General features: G+C 63.9%; 21 protein-coding genes. 3 read left to right on the top strand and 18 right to left on the bottom strand.

Annotated elements, in window-relative coordinates; all coding sequences use genetic code 11:
* Nucleotides 1-3 precede the first annotated feature (3 nt).
* The 4 genes from J1M86_RS10900 to J1M86_RS10885 form a co-directional block, all read right to left on the bottom strand.
* Complete coding sequence (locus tag J1M86_RS10900) at nt 4-387, bottom strand: hypothetical protein (protein ID WP_206509801.1); 384 nt, start codon at nt 385-387, stop codon at nt 4-6.
* Complete coding sequence (locus J1M86_RS10895; RefSeq protein WP_206509800.1) at nt 384-692, bottom strand: hypothetical protein; 309 nt, start codon at nt 690-692, stop codon at nt 384-386. Before J1M86_RS10895 ends, J1M86_RS10900 begins: the two co-directional genes overlap by 4 nt.
* Nucleotides 689-1,717, bottom strand: coding sequence for a DNA adenine methylase (locus J1M86_RS10890; RefSeq protein ID WP_307786600.1), 1,029 nt, complete (start codon nt 1,715-1,717; stop codon nt 689-691). The genes J1M86_RS10895 and J1M86_RS10890 overlap by 4 nt, the downstream gene beginning before the upstream one ends.
* Before the next feature lie 101 nt (nt 1,718-1,818).
* Nucleotides 1,819-2,418 (bottom strand): DnaB-like helicase N-terminal domain-containing protein, encoded by a 600-nt coding sequence (locus tag J1M86_RS10885; RefSeq protein ID WP_206509799.1) that lies wholly within the window; start codon nt 2,416-2,418, stop codon nt 1,819-1,821.
* Between the two features lie 436 nt (nt 2,419-2,854).
* Between J1M86_RS10885 and J1M86_RS10880 the strand changes: the two genes are divergently transcribed.
* Nucleotides 2,855-3,148: a helix-turn-helix domain-containing protein gene (locus J1M86_RS10880; RefSeq protein ID WP_206509798.1), complete on the top strand. Its 294-nt coding sequence runs from the start codon at nt 2,855-2,857 to the stop codon at nt 3,146-3,148.
* Nucleotides 3,149-3,304: 156 nt separating this feature from the next.
* Here J1M86_RS10880 and J1M86_RS10875 read toward each other — a convergent pair whose 3' ends face one another.
* From J1M86_RS10875 to J1M86_RS10840, 8 genes are all read right to left on the bottom strand, one after another.
* Entirely contained in the window at nt 3,305-3,970 is a 666-nt protein-coding gene (locus tag J1M86_RS10875) for a hypothetical protein (RefSeq protein ID WP_206509797.1), read from the bottom strand.
* A gap of 36 nt (nt 3,971-4,006) precedes the next feature.
* Nucleotides 4,007-4,363 carry a hypothetical protein gene (locus J1M86_RS10870; RefSeq protein WP_206509796.1) on the bottom strand — a complete coding sequence of 119 codons (357 nt, stop codon included), beginning with the start codon at nt 4,361-4,363 and terminating at the stop codon, nt 4,007-4,009.
* A gap of 51 nt (nt 4,364-4,414) precedes the next feature.
* The gene (locus J1M86_RS10865; protein WP_068373833.1) at nt 4,415-4,756 is read right to left on the bottom strand and encodes a hypothetical protein; all 342 of its coding nucleotides are present in this window, start codon (nt 4,754-4,756) and stop codon (nt 4,415-4,417) included.
* A gap of 112 nt (nt 4,757-4,868) precedes the next feature.
* Nucleotides 4,869-5,204 (bottom strand): hypothetical protein, encoded by a 336-nt coding sequence (locus J1M86_RS10860; RefSeq protein ID WP_206509795.1) that lies wholly within the window; start codon nt 5,202-5,204, stop codon nt 4,869-4,871.
* A 187-nt stretch (nt 5,205-5,391) separates the two neighbouring features.
* Nucleotides 5,392-6,360, bottom strand: coding sequence for a hypothetical protein (locus tag J1M86_RS10855; protein ID WP_206509794.1), 969 nt, complete (start codon nt 6,358-6,360; stop codon nt 5,392-5,394).
* Nucleotides 6,357-7,055, bottom strand: a complete 699-nt coding sequence (locus tag J1M86_RS10850) for a DUF6349 family protein (protein ID WP_206509793.1) — start codon at nt 7,053-7,055, stop codon at nt 6,357-6,359. The genes J1M86_RS10855 and J1M86_RS10850 overlap by 4 nt, the downstream gene beginning before the upstream one ends.
* Nucleotides 7,055-7,330 (bottom strand): hypothetical protein, encoded by a 276-nt coding sequence (locus J1M86_RS10845; RefSeq protein WP_068373841.1) that lies wholly within the window; start codon nt 7,328-7,330, stop codon nt 7,055-7,057. Before J1M86_RS10845 ends, J1M86_RS10850 begins: the two co-directional genes overlap by 1 nt.
* Before the next feature lie 54 nt (nt 7,331-7,384).
* A complete protein-coding gene (locus J1M86_RS10840; RefSeq protein WP_068373844.1) occupies nt 7,385-7,738 on the bottom strand; it encodes a hypothetical protein in 354 nt (117 codons plus the stop codon).
* 139 nt (nt 7,739-7,877) lie between these two features.
* Here J1M86_RS10840 and J1M86_RS10835 point away from each other — a divergent pair, with 139 nt between their 5' ends.
* Together J1M86_RS10835 and J1M86_RS10830 are read left to right on the top strand one after the other, a co-directional pair.
* Nucleotides 7,878-8,174, top strand: a complete 297-nt coding sequence (locus tag J1M86_RS10835; RefSeq protein WP_307786598.1) for a transcriptional regulator — start codon at nt 7,878-7,880, stop codon at nt 8,172-8,174.
* A gap of 50 nt (nt 8,175-8,224) precedes the next feature.
* A complete protein-coding gene (locus J1M86_RS10830; protein WP_206509792.1) occupies nt 8,225-9,169 on the top strand; it encodes a DUF2971 domain-containing protein in 945 nt (314 codons plus the stop codon).
* Nucleotides 9,170-9,258: 89 nt separating this feature from the next.
* Here J1M86_RS10830 and J1M86_RS10825 read toward each other — a convergent pair whose 3' ends face one another.
* From J1M86_RS10825 to J1M86_RS10800, 6 genes are all read right to left on the bottom strand, one after another.
* Complete coding sequence (locus tag J1M86_RS10825) at nt 9,259-10,902, bottom strand: ParB N-terminal domain-containing protein (RefSeq protein ID WP_206509791.1); 1,644 nt, start codon at nt 10,900-10,902, stop codon at nt 9,259-9,261.
* Between the two features lie 97 nt (nt 10,903-10,999).
* The gene (locus tag J1M86_RS10820; RefSeq protein WP_206509790.1) at nt 11,000-11,392 is read right to left on the bottom strand and encodes a hypothetical protein; all 393 of its coding nucleotides are present in this window, start codon (nt 11,390-11,392) and stop codon (nt 11,000-11,002) included.
* A gap of 194 nt (nt 11,393-11,586) precedes the next feature.
* On the bottom strand, nt 11,587-11,964 hold the full coding sequence (locus tag J1M86_RS10815) for a hypothetical protein (protein WP_068373859.1): 378 nt from the start codon (nt 11,962-11,964) through the stop codon (nt 11,587-11,589).
* 372 nt (nt 11,965-12,336) lie between these two features.
* Nucleotides 12,337-13,731 (bottom strand): IS1380 family transposase, encoded by a 1,395-nt coding sequence (locus J1M86_RS10810; RefSeq protein ID WP_206509789.1) that lies wholly within the window; start codon nt 13,729-13,731, stop codon nt 12,337-12,339.
* A 272-nt stretch (nt 13,732-14,003) separates the two neighbouring features.
* Entirely contained in the window at nt 14,004-15,386 is a 1,383-nt protein-coding gene (ltrA, locus tag J1M86_RS10805; protein WP_206509788.1) for a group II intron reverse transcriptase/maturase, read from the bottom strand.
* A 144-nt stretch (nt 15,387-15,530) separates the two neighbouring features.
* The gene (locus J1M86_RS10800) at nt 15,531-15,710 is read right to left on the bottom strand and encodes a hypothetical protein (RefSeq protein ID WP_206509787.1); all 180 of its coding nucleotides are present in this window, start codon (nt 15,708-15,710) and stop codon (nt 15,531-15,533) included.
* Nucleotides 15,711-15,779: the final 69 nt, after the last annotated feature.

Below are 15,779 nucleotides of genomic sequence, written 5' to 3'. Positions count from 1 at the left end.
TGGTCAGGCAGAGCGTCGCACCGTAGCCGGTGATCGGGTGGGTGATTCCCAACGTCCGGTGTGTCCGTTGTAGCGGCGTCCGTGGGTGTCGACGCCGCGGGTGTCTCGTTCGTTGCGGGGTCCGGTGCGGGTGCGGGGACTGTCGAGGTCGACCCGGTCACCGTTGTAGTCGAACGCGATCCCGGCGAGCACCATCGATGCGGGTCTGACTGCGCCGGCCGCGAGTGCGGATCGGCACGCGGTCAGCAGTGGGCACTCGAACCGGCACACCCGAACCGACGCCTTCAGTACCTCGACCGTCGAGGCGTCCAGGTCCCACGACGCGGGGTCGAGGCTGCACGGCGCGGCAGGCTCGTCGTCGACCGTCCGCACCGTCTCGGAGGTCATCGCTGCTCGGCCGGGTCTGCGAGGTAGAGCCGCGCCGAGGCTGCCCAGGCCGTAGATACCGCACCGTCGAGACGACGTAGCGCCTCGCGGGCCGACTGGACGTGGGCGGCGGCGGTGGCCGCGAGTGCGTCCGGATCCCCGCTGCTCGACTCCCCGGTGCCGTCGACTGGTTCGCACCGCAGCCCGTGGTCGGTGTCGGGCCACGCGGACACATCGGTGGACAGCTCGGTGAGTGCGTGTTCGAGGACGGCGATCTTCTCGGTGATGGCGGCGAAGCGGTCGCCGGTTTCGTTCGGTGCTCTCATGCGTGGGTTTCTTTCCGTGTGGTGGTGGTGTGTCGGTGGGCGCGGACTCGGCAGGCGGGCGAGCAGAAGCGTCTCGGGCGTCCGGTCGCGGGTTGAGTGAGCACTCTCGCGCAGTCGGCCGCCTGGCAGCGGGTTTCGTTACATTCCGCGCCCGTGCTCGGAGTTCCGTTACATGCCGGGTCCGAGTCGTCGATGCGCAGCGGACGGTTGGACCACAGCACTTCGGTGCGGTGCTCCCAGGTTCCGCTCTGGCTGGTGTGGGAGCGCAATTCTGTGCGGTACCAGTCGCGGTAGAGCTTCCGGTCGTAGAGCTCGCTGGCGTATCCGGACAGCACCACCGTCGCCTGGCAGGCGTTGAGTCGTTCGGCGAGAGCGTGGTGGTCTGTTGCGCTAGTCATTTCGGTGCGGTAGTTCCGTGTCCGGACTTCGCCGACGTAGGGCGGGTCGGCGTAGATGACGGTCCGTCGTCCGCCGCCGTATGCCTCGATGACCTCGAGTGCGTTGCGGTGTTCGAGTGAGACACTGCGCAGGCGGGCGGCGACAGCGTCGATGCGGGCGACGTACCCGGCCAGGCGGCGGGGCATGGACGTCGACGCGGCGTCGGAGGTGTCGTATCGCCAGCCGGTGTTGCGCAGGGTGCCGGTGCGACCGGCGGTCAGGCACACCCAGATTCGGCGAGCCCGTTCGACGTCGTCGAGGTCGGAGGGGCGCTGAAGTGCTCCTGTGCGTTCGGTGCGCGCGTGCGGGGTCAGCGCGCAGGCCCGCGCGAGCTCGTCGGGACGCTCTCGCAGCACCCGCCAGAAGTGGACGATGTCGCCGTCGAGGTCGTTGACGGTCTCCAACCGGGCCGGGGCCTTGGCGAACAGCACCGCGAGCGATCCCGCATACGGTTCGACGTACTGGGTGTGGTCCGGCAGTGCGGCCGCGATCATCGGAGCCAGGCGGGTCTTTCCGCCGTAGTACGCGAACGGTGGCCGCAACACGGGCACGCCCGGCGTCCGCGTCGACGCAGTACCCGACGGCACGTCAAGATTCGTTGACGCTGACTGTACGTCAACATATCTTGACGCTTGATTCGACACAGGTCGATCCGTCCGGACCATGCCGGTGGCCTTATCGGTCGCAGTCACTGCTTTCCTCGAAAGGCGTTGAGCCTTTGCCACAGTGCGCGTTGAGCGCGCCCGTACTCGACAAGATGATCGAACAGGTATTCCTCCGGTAGCTCTTCAGCGGCCTGGACGATGGACGCTGCCACGGTTCGATAGCTGCGGCGGTACGCCTGGGAGAGCACGATGTCTGCGTAGTGAGTGGCGGCGGCACCGGATGCCCCTGCGGTGATGACTTCGTTGAGGCGTCGTCGCAGGGGCGCGTCCTTGGCACCGCCGGATCCGGACCGCATGAACGCTGCGCTGACACTCGCCGGGTCGTAGGGGTCGCCGGCCGCGACGAGGTCGGCGGCGACGGTGAACACCCGCCGGTAGAGGACGTCGTCGAAGTCGTCGGCGGTCATGGTCTCGGTGATGCGTTGATCCTCGGTGGGCACTCCCCCGGTCTGAGCGCTCCACATCAATGCACACAGCAGCAGGGCTTCGGGGTCGGTCGCGGGGTCGTAGACACACTCGTCCGCGATGACGACCTGGACCTCGGACACCGATTCGGCGGGTGCGAGGTCCGCGCGGGCATTGTCGTCGTCGCCGGGCGTAGGGACTGAACGGAGCGGTTTCACCGCGGGAACTCAGTTACGAAGTGCCAGGCGGCGGGGTCGACGGTAGTGGGCATAGCTCTCTCCTGTACGGAATTGCTCTATTGACTTCCATTCTATGTCAATAGCAGCCTTTATGCCAGGGTAATATTTGCCAATAAATTCGCGTTTTGCTTTGTCCCACATGGGTTTTCCAGATTCAAATAAAGGGCAGTCGTCGTCCTGTAGCGGAATTTAATAGCTATTCCCAACCGGCCTTCATCGGCCCTTATTACCGCGTTAATGGCCGTTCCCCGCCCGGCTCCAGATCCAACCAAGCTGCACGAGGGTTCCAGTTGTCAGAGAGACGTACCTCGATGTAATCGATTGGCATGATTCGCTGACGCAGCGCGAACGCGAGGATCGCGGGCCGCTTCAGTCCGAATTCGGTGTTGGCTACGGACACTCTGCGGGGGAAGCTGTGGAGCGCGCCCGCCGCGCTGCGGCGATCGCGAGTGACGTGTTCGGCCAGGTCAAGCAACAAGCGGTCTACGCGCTTGCGGCGGAGGGCCTGTCGGTGAGGGCGATTGCAGACCGTACTGGCATTCCGAAGAGTGAAGTCAGTCGAATCTCGAGACGCCTGACAGGTGTCCGTGTGGGTCGAGATGCCGAACTACCGAAGGCGGTTGGCGCGGCGTCGACCACCACACCGCACCCGAGCGAGCTCCGTGAGCAGGTACGCGAGCAAGTCCGTGCGGCCTGGGGTCATCGATGATTTCGAGATGATGTGGGGTTCTACTTCGATCTTTCTTCGGAACGCACTGCGCCGCCGGAGCTGGTGCTCTACGGCGGCGCAGTGTGGGTACAGCAGGACGGATCGGAGGCGGTCATGCGGGGGTGGACCGGTCCCGCCAGGTAGCGCTGGTACGTGTCAGCGGCGTTCGCGGTTGGTCAGTTCGTTGAGGTACTTGGCGTTGTTGACGTGTTCGATGGTCTCTGTGGTGTATTTCGCGTCGAGGCCCTTGTTGGTGCGGTGCAGGGTCCAGGAGTATGCGAGGGCGAGAAACGGGAAGGCAAGTTCGATGATGCTGATGTGGTTGCCGTCGCCGCTGAAACTTCGGAGGACGTTGTAGGCGGCGGCGATGACTGCGATCAGTCCGAGTGCGTATGCACTGATGGTGCGGAGGGTGATGCGGAGTTGGTTGTGGGTGTCTGCGGCGGCCATGTATTGCTGGACGGTGTCGTCGGTGTAGTCGCTGCGGAGTTGGCGGCGAAGTCTGGTGTGGTCGCGGTACGAGGTGAGGATGTTCATTCGGGTTTCCTGTTCGGCGGTTTCGCGGCGGCGGCTGGTGCGTAGCGCGTGGATTGCGACGGGGATGATGACGAGTGTTGCTGCGGCGACGAGGATTTTGGCGAACCATTGGGCGAGGTTGTTGGTGTCGTCGAGGGTGGTCCACAGGCCGATGTTGAGCACGAGGACCCCGGCGATCATGAGCACGAATGCGAGGTCGGCGAGTCTGGGCTTGGTTTTGTCGCGGAGTGCGATGCTGCCGATGCCTGCGGCCATGACGATCAGTAGTCCGGCTGTGATGAGCATGTTTCTTCTCTCCCCCGATGTGTGTGTTTGTGGTGGTCAGTCGTGGGTGCGGCCGTCGCGGGCGCGGTCGATGATGGCGTCGGCGTCGATCTGCTCGAAGAAGGTCGGGTAGCGGGTTGCACGGATCCGGCGCAGATGGATCAGTGGGACGGTGAGAGCGAGTGCCATCGCGATGGTGAGGACGAGGGCCACGGGTATCGACACTGACCGGTCGGTGTTCACGGCGAGAATCGCGAAGGCTGTGCTGGCGACCCAGTGGAATTGTGCGTTGCGGAAGTTCTTCGTCGAGGACGGACCGACGGTGTAGCGGTAGTGGAAGTACATCGCGGCAACGATGTTGACAGCCGCGAACAGGAAGGCGACGGTGCTGACAATGTCGAGATATCGATCCATGAGAAGTGACTCCTTCAGTTGGGCAACGCCCGCGGTCGGTCAGCGGTGGGCTTATTCGTGGTTGTCCAGCGTGAGACCGACGGTTTCGGTAATGCGTTCCTGGGCGCGGTCGCGGCCCCGCTCGCGGATCTCGGCAAAGAAGACCACCAGAGCGGCCCCCGTGAGTCCTAGTCCGATGACCATGGCAGGGGTGTACTCGGTGAAGATGCCGAGCAGGACGCTCGCACTGCCTCCGATCGTGAACAACGCCAACCCCAGACTGCGGAGTCTGGCCAGTTGAGCGTGGTAGGCGAGTTCGGCGCTCCTGTAGGCGGCGTAGTTGTCGTGGGACCTGTGCGCCAGTAAGTGCTGGCGTTCTCGGTTTCGCCGCATACGTGCGGAGATGATGTTCATGTGATGGTTCCCCCTGGGGAATGGCGTCGTAGTGACAGCGATGGTGCCATGTGGGTCCGACAGTGGCTACGAGAGCTGGCGCGGCGAGCGTGTTCGCTTCGAGCCTTGCGGCTTAGTGTTCGCGGTGGTCGGATGCATCGTCATCGGCGATCGAATCGAGGAAGCCGGGCTTGCGGGCTACGTAGTCCTCGCGTGTGTAGATCATGAGGCGGCGCACGATGTGGGCCATGACCACGACGCCGATGACGATGACAATCTTCCACACCGCGTCAAGATCACGGTGGGTGAGAACAGCTACGGCGCAGAGCACGACGGAGATCACCACCAATCTGGTGCTGACGGTGTACAGCGTTGCGTTCGTGGAGTTTTGGATGTAGACGTACCCGGTGACTGCGGTCGCCATCAGTGCCACGATGGCGACGAACGGAATGATCTCGGTCAATTCCATACCGTTGTCCTCTCTCGCATCGAGGAGCGTGGTCGCCCGCTCCGCGCGGTAGCGGTGCTCAGTGCACTCGTTCCGCGATCTGTCGTGTCTGGCATCGTGTTTTCACCCGGCGGCGGCCTGGGGATTGTCGATTGTGCCGGGCTGGTCCGACGTCGCACTTTCGGCCGGACCAGCCCGGTTTCCTCGTTCAGTGGGTGAGTTGCTTGCGTGTGGTGGTTTCTATGGCGGTCTTGGCTCGGGTGTAGATGCGGTCGGGGATGGTGATGAGGCCGGCCGCGAGACGTTCGACGGTCTGCAACGCGGTGTCGCGTTCCTGTCCGGTAGCCGAGTCGTCGAGCGCGAGGTTCAGGGCGCTGCGGATGCGGCGCACGATGCGCGTGTCGTCTTCGCTGCTCACGCCCATGCCGAGGGTGCGGGCATGGGTGTCGGCGCTGTCCCAGGCGCTGCGAGCGGCATGGGCGGCTGAAGCGAAGGCCTGCACGCGGTCGCTGCTGTCCGGGCATGTGAGGGGACGTAGGGCAGTGGCATCGGCGAATGCGTCGATGAACGCGGCGGTGCGGGGTTCACTGAGATCGTCGAGCAGTGGGCGGGTGAAGATGGCGTACGGGTCGGCGATGTATGCGGCGTATGCGGCGGCGACGTCGTCGTAGATGGCCTGCGCGGCGGCGAAGTCGGTTTCGAGTGTGCGTTGCGCTGTCCTGCGGTCGATGATGTGACTGCGGGTGCGGGTGATCAGGTATGCGGTCAGTGCCAGTACTGCTGCGCCGCCGCCGATCCAGATCAGTGGTGTCCAGTCCGTGGGGGTCGACTCCGTCATCTCGCGCGCCACATCGGCTGGCGCGGTGGTTGGCGGCGGGGCAGCAGTAGCGGCCGATTCCTCGGCGCCGGGGCCGGTATCTGCGGTTCGGCCGATGATCGTCCCGAACACGGGTCCGGCGATCGTCATGAACAGTCCCCCGCCGATCGTGCCCCCCGCTGGACCTGCAGGCTCACCGTAGAGGGAGTGCTGGTGCATCTGCGCAATCCCCGCCACGATCGCCACGATTCCGAACACTCCCACTCCCCAGGCGAGGTAGGGCGCAACGGCGGCGATCATATCGAAGAACACGTCGGCACCCTCCGGGTGCTGGGGTGCGAGCGAGTCCGGTGTGTTCATCGTGAGCCTTTCGTGGGCGTGGTTTTGAGGTGTGTGGATCGGTGTTGACGGTCCAGGTGTGCGCGTGCGACGGCAGCGGCGACGTCGTAGCCACCCCACGGCGAACGGTCCGGCACGCAGCGGTTGCCGACGTGGCCCTCTGCTCGGCGGGTGATGACCGGCCAGCCCTGCGGGCGGTCACCGATCGTGGCGGTGACTTTCGTGGACCACCGGGCGGTTTTCTCGTGGGGCCGATCGGGGATCTCGATTGCGAGGTCGTCGAGCCAGCCGGGGTGAGCGTGATCGAGTGCATCGCACACTGCCTCGTCGCTGTCGGCGCGGTTCTCCCCTTCCCAGTCGCAGCCGGTGCACGCGGCGCGGTGGAGGTTGCCGCCGACGCAGTGACAGGTCTTCTCACGCAGCGTCCAGGTGCAGGAACAGTGCAGACCGGCCCAGAGGGAGGTGGGCTGGCAGGTGGCGGTGGGCTGTGATGGTTCGCAGGTTCCGGGGATGAGGGCGTGGGAGGTGCGGTAGCTATCGAAGTTTCCCCACGTGCTTTGCCAGGCGTGGAATTCGGCGAGGCGCGCGGCCGGTCCTCTGGTGGTGCTGGCGAACAGGCTCGGTACCCCGTGGATTTTCTCGTGTCGGGCTTGGTCGTCTGCGGCGACCTCGGCGAACATCTCGAAGATGTCGATCTGCCCTGTGGTCTCGGCCATCACCGCAGGCTTGCGTTCGGTCGGGGCATGGACTGCACGGTCAGCAGCAGGCGCACATGGCGCGCGTCGACGACGACGGGATAGGTGCCGCTGTACCAGGCACCGGGTGAGTCGATGATGGCCGTGACCTCGACTCGGCCTGCGGGGGCGGGGTGGTATTCGAGGATCTCGACGATGGTGCCGTCGAATTGCGGGTCGAGCGAGACGAGTTTCATCCCAAGTCCTGTGAGGCTGCGGTGGGTGTCGGTGGTGGGCGCGGCGAGGGTGGTGGTCATGGGCACTCCAAAGGTCGAGGCGAGAGGAAATGCGGCGGCGTAGGTGTCGAGCGTTTAGGTGACGTCCTCGACGGTCAGACGCCACATCGTGCGTGCGATTCCGACGGGGTCGGTCCCGGTGATCGGCCAGTCCGACACCGGGATCCAGCTCGCGGTCGCCGGTGTGGTGGCAGTAGCTCGGCGGTGTCTGCGTCGGTCGTATCGCACGTAGAGCCCGTCGCCGGGAACCTCGACGAGAGCCATGCGTCCGGTGTCGTGACCGTCGTAGACGATGTAGTCACCGTCGAGGCGAAACATCGGGAAGTCGTCCGGGTCGAGCCTGTCGCTGATCGCTCGCAGGGCGGGGATCACGGCGGGCGGCATCGGTTCGGGCGTGAAGCGCTCCGGAGTGTCGAGGACCTGTGTCATGACGGCCTTTCGGATCGGGGTGCAAGCTCGGGGGTGTACGAGGAATCAGGACGTGAACATCTCTGCCTGCCAGCCGCTTTCGGTTGGTCGAGGTCATACCCCAACTATACAGCGCTTCGCTGCATAGTCAAGGTGTTCGATGGATTTATTACAGCGCTCGGCTGTAGAGTTCGAGTATGTTCGCTATCGAGATACACCCGTCCCCGGTCGAGCCGTGATGGCCGAGGAACTCTCACTCCCCGATGTGCTGGCCTTGATCGAGAGCACGACCGGTAAGACGATCGCGGCCTCGACGTGGCGCGCTTACGTCGCACGCGGTCAAGCCCCGAAACCGACCCGCCGTGTAGGCAGGGAACCGCTGTATTCGACCGAGGAGATCGAGCAGTGGATCGCCGACCGTCCCGGACGCGGCTCACGGACCGATCTGCGGACGTAGACCCTCATTCGTTGCTCGGAAGGTAAGCCGGACCGGCGGAAGGGCGCAGCGTGAACGAGTCACAACCAGCGGTGAACAACATCCCAGTTCCACCGCTTCCCGAAGCACCTATATGGCACTACACCGACACTGCCGGTCTTCTCGGCATTCTGCGCAACGTCGACAAGACCGCCGAGAAGGGGTCTCGGGTCGGTACCTACAAGCCTGTCCTTCATGCGACCGCCGCGCAGTTTCTCAACGATCGACGGGAGCTGACCTTGGGTTTGGGCCTGGTGAAGGAGGCTTTGGATGAATTCGGCGGCCCGGGCCGCCAGTGGTTCGATGACAACCCGGGTGCCAAGAACTTCCTCGGCCAGGTAGCCGCTGCGATCCAGCAGATCATCGACAGGACGTACCCGCGCTACATCCACTGCTCGACGATCTCGTTTTCGACGGTCACGGACTCGCTGAGCCAGTGGCGCGCCTATGGCCGGGGTACAGGCGGCTTCGCCATCGAATTCAACCCGTCGAAGTTCCCTCGAAACAGCACTTCCGAGCGAAGGTCAGGGCTGGGATGGCAGAAGATCACGTACGTCACCGACACCCTCGAAGGAACGCTGCTCGATGCGTTCCATCACTTCGTGGGGCAGGCCATGACCGACATACGAGGACCCAACCCCACCCCACTTGCAGTCAACAAAGCTGTCCAACGATTGGCGTTTCACGCCGCCAGCTTCAAACACATGGGCTTCGCCGAGGAGAACGAATGGCGTTTCGTGGAGCCAGGTTTCGGCCACGCCCCCGGTGAGTCGAACGATCCTGAGTTCAAATTCGGTGCGGCGGGCCTGACCCCCTACCGCGCGGTCGAGCTACCCGCCGACGCCGTCATGAGCCTCTGGGTGGGGCCGGGGCCGTACCAGTACGAGAACTACCTCGCTGCCCAGTCGATGCTCCACCGGTACGGGTACGTCGCCGCCTCGCGCAACGTGCATTGCTCGAGCACACCGTTCCGCTGACATCAACGAACTGATCGTCAACATATCTTGACGAACGAGACGGGCCCCGGCCATCGGATGATGGTCGGGGCCCTCTTTCGCCTGGATTGTCAGGCTTCCTCGTCGGCGACGGCGGCGTGGGCTGCGTCGATGGTGATGTTGCCGATCGCGGCCTGCTCTACGGGGGTCAGGGTGTGTCCGCTGTCGGCGAGGAAGGTCAGGTAGCTGTCGATGCCGACCATTCCGCGGTAGTGCTTGGAGGAGAACCGCCAGTAGTCTTTGGAGTCCTGGGGGCCGGTGAGTCGGGCCTCGAACGCGGTGAGCACGCGGGCCAGGAGCAGTACTTCGGCGCGGGCGACGGTGGCGTTGTCGGCTTTCTGCGGGGCATCGCTCAGTGGTGAGCCCATGATGTCGGCGTAGCGTTCACGTGTTTTGGATTCGGTGAACACGTCACCGTGGGTAGCCAGGGCGGTCACGATCCATTTGGTGGCGTTCTTCGGTGCGGTATTGCCCGACAGGAGGCCGGTGAGGAACGTACGCCGGGACTCGGTGGCAGTCGCCCCGGCCCGGTTGAGTGCTTTGACCTTCCGGCGTTCTGCCCGCTCATTCTCGACTCGTTCGGCCTCTGCGCGAGCAGCTTGTCGTTGAGCGGGAGTCAGGCCGTCCTGCGGATCGCCAGCATCGGATGCGCCGTTGGCGGTGGCGATCCGCTCGGGTGCCAGTTCGAGGCCGGCCGCAGCACGGTTGTCGTGATGGAGAAAGAACTCGTAGCGCCAGGCGGGGATCTTCTCGACCGTGTTGGCGTGCAGCTGCCCGTCGAACGGCTCTACATCGTCGTCCTCGTCGACGGTGTCGAAGTCGATGTCGTCTTCGTCGACCTCCTCGCGGGTCTTTTTGTCCACCCAGGTCGATCCGGCCTCGTAGACGTAGACGTGCCACAGGTGCGGTGCCTGCTCAGGGGCGTCGGCTGCGATGGGTTCGCCGTCGGCGGTGCGCAGGTCCGCGAGGGAGAACCAGTCCCCCGTGCCGGTGGACGGTTCGTCGTGGAGCAAGGCGAATCCGCGTGCGGTGTAGTCCGCAGCAGCGGCGCTGGCAGCGGCGCGCTCGGCGACACGGCGGTGCAGATTGCTGAGGTGGTACTCGACGCCGTATCCGCGCTCGAAGATCTTGTCGATGGTGTCGGGGATCCACGGCTCGGCCTCGGCGGCGTCCTCGAGGTCCGCGAGCAGCGCGGCTGCTTCGAGCGTGAGTTGACGGTCGTCGAGCTGGCTGCGGGCGCGTTCGGACCGTCCTGCCCGACCGGCTTTTTCGACGTACGCCTTGGGTACGTGCAGTGCTGTCGCGACCTTCTGCACGTTCAGTCCCAGATCGAGCAGGTCCGCGACGGCACCGGCACGTTGGCCCCTGGTGAGGTCTTCACGCTGTTCGTTGGCGTTGTACTGCTCGGTGATCCGCTCGATGTCTGCTGCCCGCTCGTCGGCAGTCTGCTCGCGCACCATCACCGGGATGGAGGTCAGGCCCGCTTCTCGGGCAGCGAGGGTGCGGCGTTGTCCGTCGCGGACAGCGAGAGTCCCATCGGCGCGGCGGACCGCCGAAACAGACTGTAAGACACCGAGTTCCGCGATGGAGGCGATGAACTCGGGTGCAGCGGCGATGTCGACGCCCTTGCGAACGTTGGCGGCGATGTCGAGTTCGTTCGGGTCGGCCTCGACGAGGGTGTAGGCGGATGATGGTGCGGATGCAGTGGTGGTCATTGGTGTGCGTTCTCTCCTGGTGTGGTGTGATCGGTGGTGAGGCACCGGGCAGATATCAGCTGCCCGGTGCCTCGTCGATTTCAGTCGAGCTGGTCGGTCAGTGTCCGTAGCACTGCGGGCGGTCGGGGTCGCATTCGGTGGCGAACAGCACATCGGCTGCGTCATCGGGGCTGCACTCGACTGTGACGACATCACCGAAGTCCGTTGCGACAACCCCGGATCGGGTGATGGCGAATTGCCAGGTCGGGTCGTCGCCGCCGGTCTCGTCGATGTCCGCCCATTCTCCGGCCACCTGGTAGCCGTGCTCGGCGAGCAACTGAACCGCAGCGAGTGGGGTCCAGTCCATCGGGGCGTGCTCTTCGATGCCCGTCGCGTGCAGATACTCGACTTCGATGTCGTTGCTGCGGATGGACACTCCCAGGCCGCGATCGGGTCGGCCGTCTCCGAATTCGGAGGTGACGGCGGTCAGGTTCTTCTCGGTTTCTCCCATACCACAACTATACAGCGTTGCGCTGTAAAGTCAAGGGCTGCAACGCTTTTCGGTGAAACCTCGAACGCCGCTCCAATGTCGAAAACTCCTCTACTGCGACGGGCGTCGAAAGGGTTCCGACGACGTCAGCGGCTTCGACATCGGCAGGCCGCCGCGCTGGCCTCCGCACTCACCTCACCGAGGCTGCCCCGCGCCTACTCGTGCCTGGTGGGATTCTGCGTCCGGGGACGCAGATTGTAGGTGCCGTACCACTGCTGCGCGGCCTGCTTGCTCATACCGAGGATCTCGCCGATCTTCGACCAGGGCACCGGACGCTCCTGGCTGCGGAGACGCCCGATGATCGCGTACCGATCGGCGATCATGGTCGAGGCCAAGAATGCGTTGATCTCGAGCGCATCGATATCGGAGACCGCATCGGCCATACGCTGCTCGGAATTCGCCTCCCACGTCGCAGCGTCCTTGTTCCCGCTCTCCCGCAGCGTCTCCGCCAGTTCGATATCGAGCAGAGCTGCCTTGTACTCGTCGTACAGCGCGGTCAACTCGGGTGCAGTGAGAACTTTCTCCGATTCCATAGCGTCAACATATCTTGACGCTATAGTTCCGTCAAGATATGTTGACGATTCTTCGTCATCGCAGCCTTCTCACCTGAGAGGCACAGCTGCGTCCGCCGGGCACCATTGCCGGTCGACCTGAAGGAAACCCATGCTGTTCCCCGTCGGAATTCTGTAGCTCAAGCTGCATATCCATTGTCCGCGTGTCCTGTTAACTGCACCAAACCGGGTTAACCTCGATCTTTCTTCCCCGTGATGTGCTGGCCTGAGCGGGTCGAGATTGTGTTTCGGACCCATCGGCGCACGATGGTGCGACCGATGTCGATCGGCAACGCTCGGATCCACGGCCTGAGATAAGGGTTCTTTCGGGTTGTCGGGTCGGGCGAAGGGCGGTCAGGCGGGCGCGGGTAACGCCGCCAGCCGGGTCAGTGCGGTGACGATGAGGGTCGACCATGTCGCGGTCTTCGACAGTTTCAGGTGGATGCGGCGGGCGTGGGTCGAGATGCGTCCTGCGATCGAGAACACCCGCAGACGAATACGTTTCGGTTCCCACCTGCTCGCTTCGTGGTTGGTGAAGCCGAGCATTTGTGTCCACGCCATCAAGTCCAGGGCGAGCTGCACGATTGCCAACCAGATGCGGTTCTGATCGAACCCGTGCAACGGAAAGTTGGTCAGCCCGGTGTCCTTGGCTGTGCGGATCCGGTCCTCACAGCGGGCACGGCGACGGTGCCGAAGTTCGAGATCTTGCACTTGGCCGCGAACGGTGTTGGTAGCGAACGCGGTCAATCGAAGACCGTCGGCGTCGGTGAACCTCAACTGCGCGCCGGGGTGCGGGCGCTCTTTCCTTATGATCACGCGCATCCCGGTCGGCCACGTCGTGAGGTCGAGGAGGCCGGTGGCGTCGATGACCCAGGCACCGTCACGGACCTGCTCGGCGTGGTCGACGGCGACCGACCACGCGCTCTCGGGGGCGTCGGCGAGGGCGGTGACCATCGCATCGGTGAGCCCGAACCCGATGGAATACGACACTCCTCTGTTGTGTAGCCAGGTCAAGTATTTGTGGCTGGCTCCGGCGCCGTCGGTGCGGACGAGGACCTTCTTTCCCGGCCGGACAGCATGCAGGTTCGGTAGCTGCGCCAACGCTTTCCGTGTCACTGCGATGTGGTCGTCAGCGGTGTTGGATCCGGCGTTGCCGGGTCGCAGCACGGCCGCGACGGGTTCACCGGTTCCGTCGGTGCCGTGGTCGACGAACGCCAGCAGGGGGTGAAATCCGTAGCCTCGTTTGTAGGTCGGTGCCGCGTTCTCCTTCTCTGAATGGGCGGTGACCAGGGTTGCGTCGAGGTCGATGACGATCGGGTTCTGCGCGGTGATGTCGTGATCAGGTGCGTGTTCGCCGGCATGTCCCCACGCCGTAGCGCGGGCCGATGCCCGGGCGGTCTCGATCGCGGTGAGCACTGCGGGTGCATCTGCGGACAGTGCGGTGATCAGCCTGGAGACGGTCGGGTCGGAGGGCACTGTCCCGAAGACGGCCGAGTGTTCGCGGAGGGTGGCGATGTCGGCGAGGCAATCCCCACCGAGCGTCAACGACACTGCGAGGTCGGTGATGATCTTACCGGGGTTGAAGTGCGCCAACGGTTTCCGCCACGGCGATAGGCTCTGCGAGAGGGCTGCGGTGAGTCCGGTGGCCTCGGCGGTTCGGAGCAACGTCACCGCTCCGGCGTGCGACACGACCCCGGTTCCGGTGGCATCGACGGACAAGGTGGGGTACGACGACGTAGACTTGCTCACCAGAATGGTGCTCCTCGTGCTGGCTGGATTGTTTCCTTCGCAAGATCAATCTTCGCAGCTCAGAGCACCATTCTTTTGTTCTGACACGCCACGCCTACCTACCGGCGTGTAGGGTCGGGGGCTGGCGCGGTGGCAACATCCAGATTTAGGTCACGAAGCCGCCGTGGCCGGAGAGTTTCCCACCCGGCCGTTCTTCTCCGTCGCCATGTCCAGGGTGCTCCGTTTCCAGTCCCCGCCCGTCGAACCGTGCGTGCGGTTCTCCCGCACACGGCTCACCGAGGTCGTTCACCGCCAACATTCGGCTTCCTCCGCCAGGCACGAAATGGCCTGGGGGCATAGACAGTTCCCGCAAGACTGATCAGACCGAGTTGATCGTCGGATGAAGAGAACACCACCCACCGACCGAACCCGCGACTTCGCTTGTGACGCTTGGCCATGAAACCGGCCAACCTCATCAACGCATAGTCCCTGATCTTCGCGAACCTCACAGACGAGTTCCCATAACGGAAATACCCCGCCCACCCACGCAGGAACCGATTCACCGATCCCACGATCGTGCTCACACTCAGCCACATCCGAGACCGAACCGTCAACTCACGGATCACATCCCGAGCATGCGCCATCGCCTTGTCCGATGGCCACCGCGCGAGGAACCCAATTCCCTTCGCACCACTACGGCCCTCACTGCGCACCCACCGATGGTGAAAACCCAGAAAATCCAGGCCTTCCCCACCCTCAGTCAGGTGCACGATTCTAGTTTTGCTCGCCTTCGGTGTCAGACCCAACTCCGACAACAGGGTCCGCAGATGCGCAAGCGCACCCTCAGCCTGCCGCCGAGTCCGGCACATCACCACAACATCATCGGCGTAGCGAACCAATACCCCGTGCTCACGTACATCCCACACCCGATCAACCTGATGCAGATACACATTCGCCAACATCGGAGACAGGACCCCTCCTTGCGGTGTTCCGGTCACCGCCTTGCGAACCACACCGTCGCTCATCACTCCCGCACGCAACATCACGCGCAGTAGCTTCAGGACGGACTGGTCGCAGACTCGTTCCTCGATCGCCGTCATCAACCGGTCATGCGGAATCGCCTCGAAACACTCAGCGATGTCCGTCTCCACCACCCACCGTCGTCCCCGCCATGCCTCATCGACGAGAACCTGCAATCCGTCGTGCGCCGCCCTCTGAGGACGAAACCCGAACGAGCAGTCGCGCATATCCGCCTCGAAGATCGGCTCGAGCACGATCTTGGTTGCAGCTTGCACGATACGGTCACGAACTGCCGGAATCGACAACGGACGCTGTTCACCCGTGCCGGGCTTCGGGATCAACACCCGACGAGCCGGCAACGGACGATACCGCCCCTCCCGCAGTTCGGTGGACAGCTCATCGAGTAACCGAGTCACCCCGTACTCCTTGACCTGCTCCACAGTGATGCGGTCAACACCAGATGCACCCTGATTGCGGTACACCTGAAACCACGCACGCATGAGGACATCGCTGCGCACGATCTTGTCCCCCAGCGTGTGAAACCGTCTACCGGGATCTTCCTTGGCCGTCCGGTAGAGCGTGTGCTGCAAGGCACGCACCGAATCGAGCGGAACAGATCCACTCGCGGCGGGACTAGCCACTCTCGTAGCACTCACCGAGCACCTCCTTCACATCATCACGCATCGACACACGTAGCGGCCCTTCCCTCACCTCAGGTTGTGTTGTCCTGCAGGCTCGATCGGTACTATGGCCGCCTCCGACTCCCTTCCAGCCGACAACTCATTTCCCAGGACCACTGGTTATAGAGCGTCACCGCTTCCGATCATCATGTTCACAACTACTACCGACATGAACACCGCGCAGATGATCGGGCTGGGGAGGGTCTCTCCAGTTCCCGTCGCCACTATCGATACGTTCCACGTCCCATACGCCGGAGAGTTCTTCAGCACCTGCACATCCAGGTCTTCGGTGCCTTCCATAGGCCTTCACCGTGATTTCGGCGGCTCGGCACTCTCTTCACCCCCACCCGCACGGGCAGAGACCTCTAA

The sequence above is a fragment of the Rhodococcus sp. KRD197 genome (genome assembly GCF_017168235.1).
Taxonomy (GTDB): Bacteria; Actinomycetota; Actinomycetes; order Mycobacteriales; family Mycobacteriaceae; genus Rhodococcoides.
Note: the sequence above shows the minus strand (reverse complement) of the source record. Positions and strands in the feature narration are given on the sequence as shown.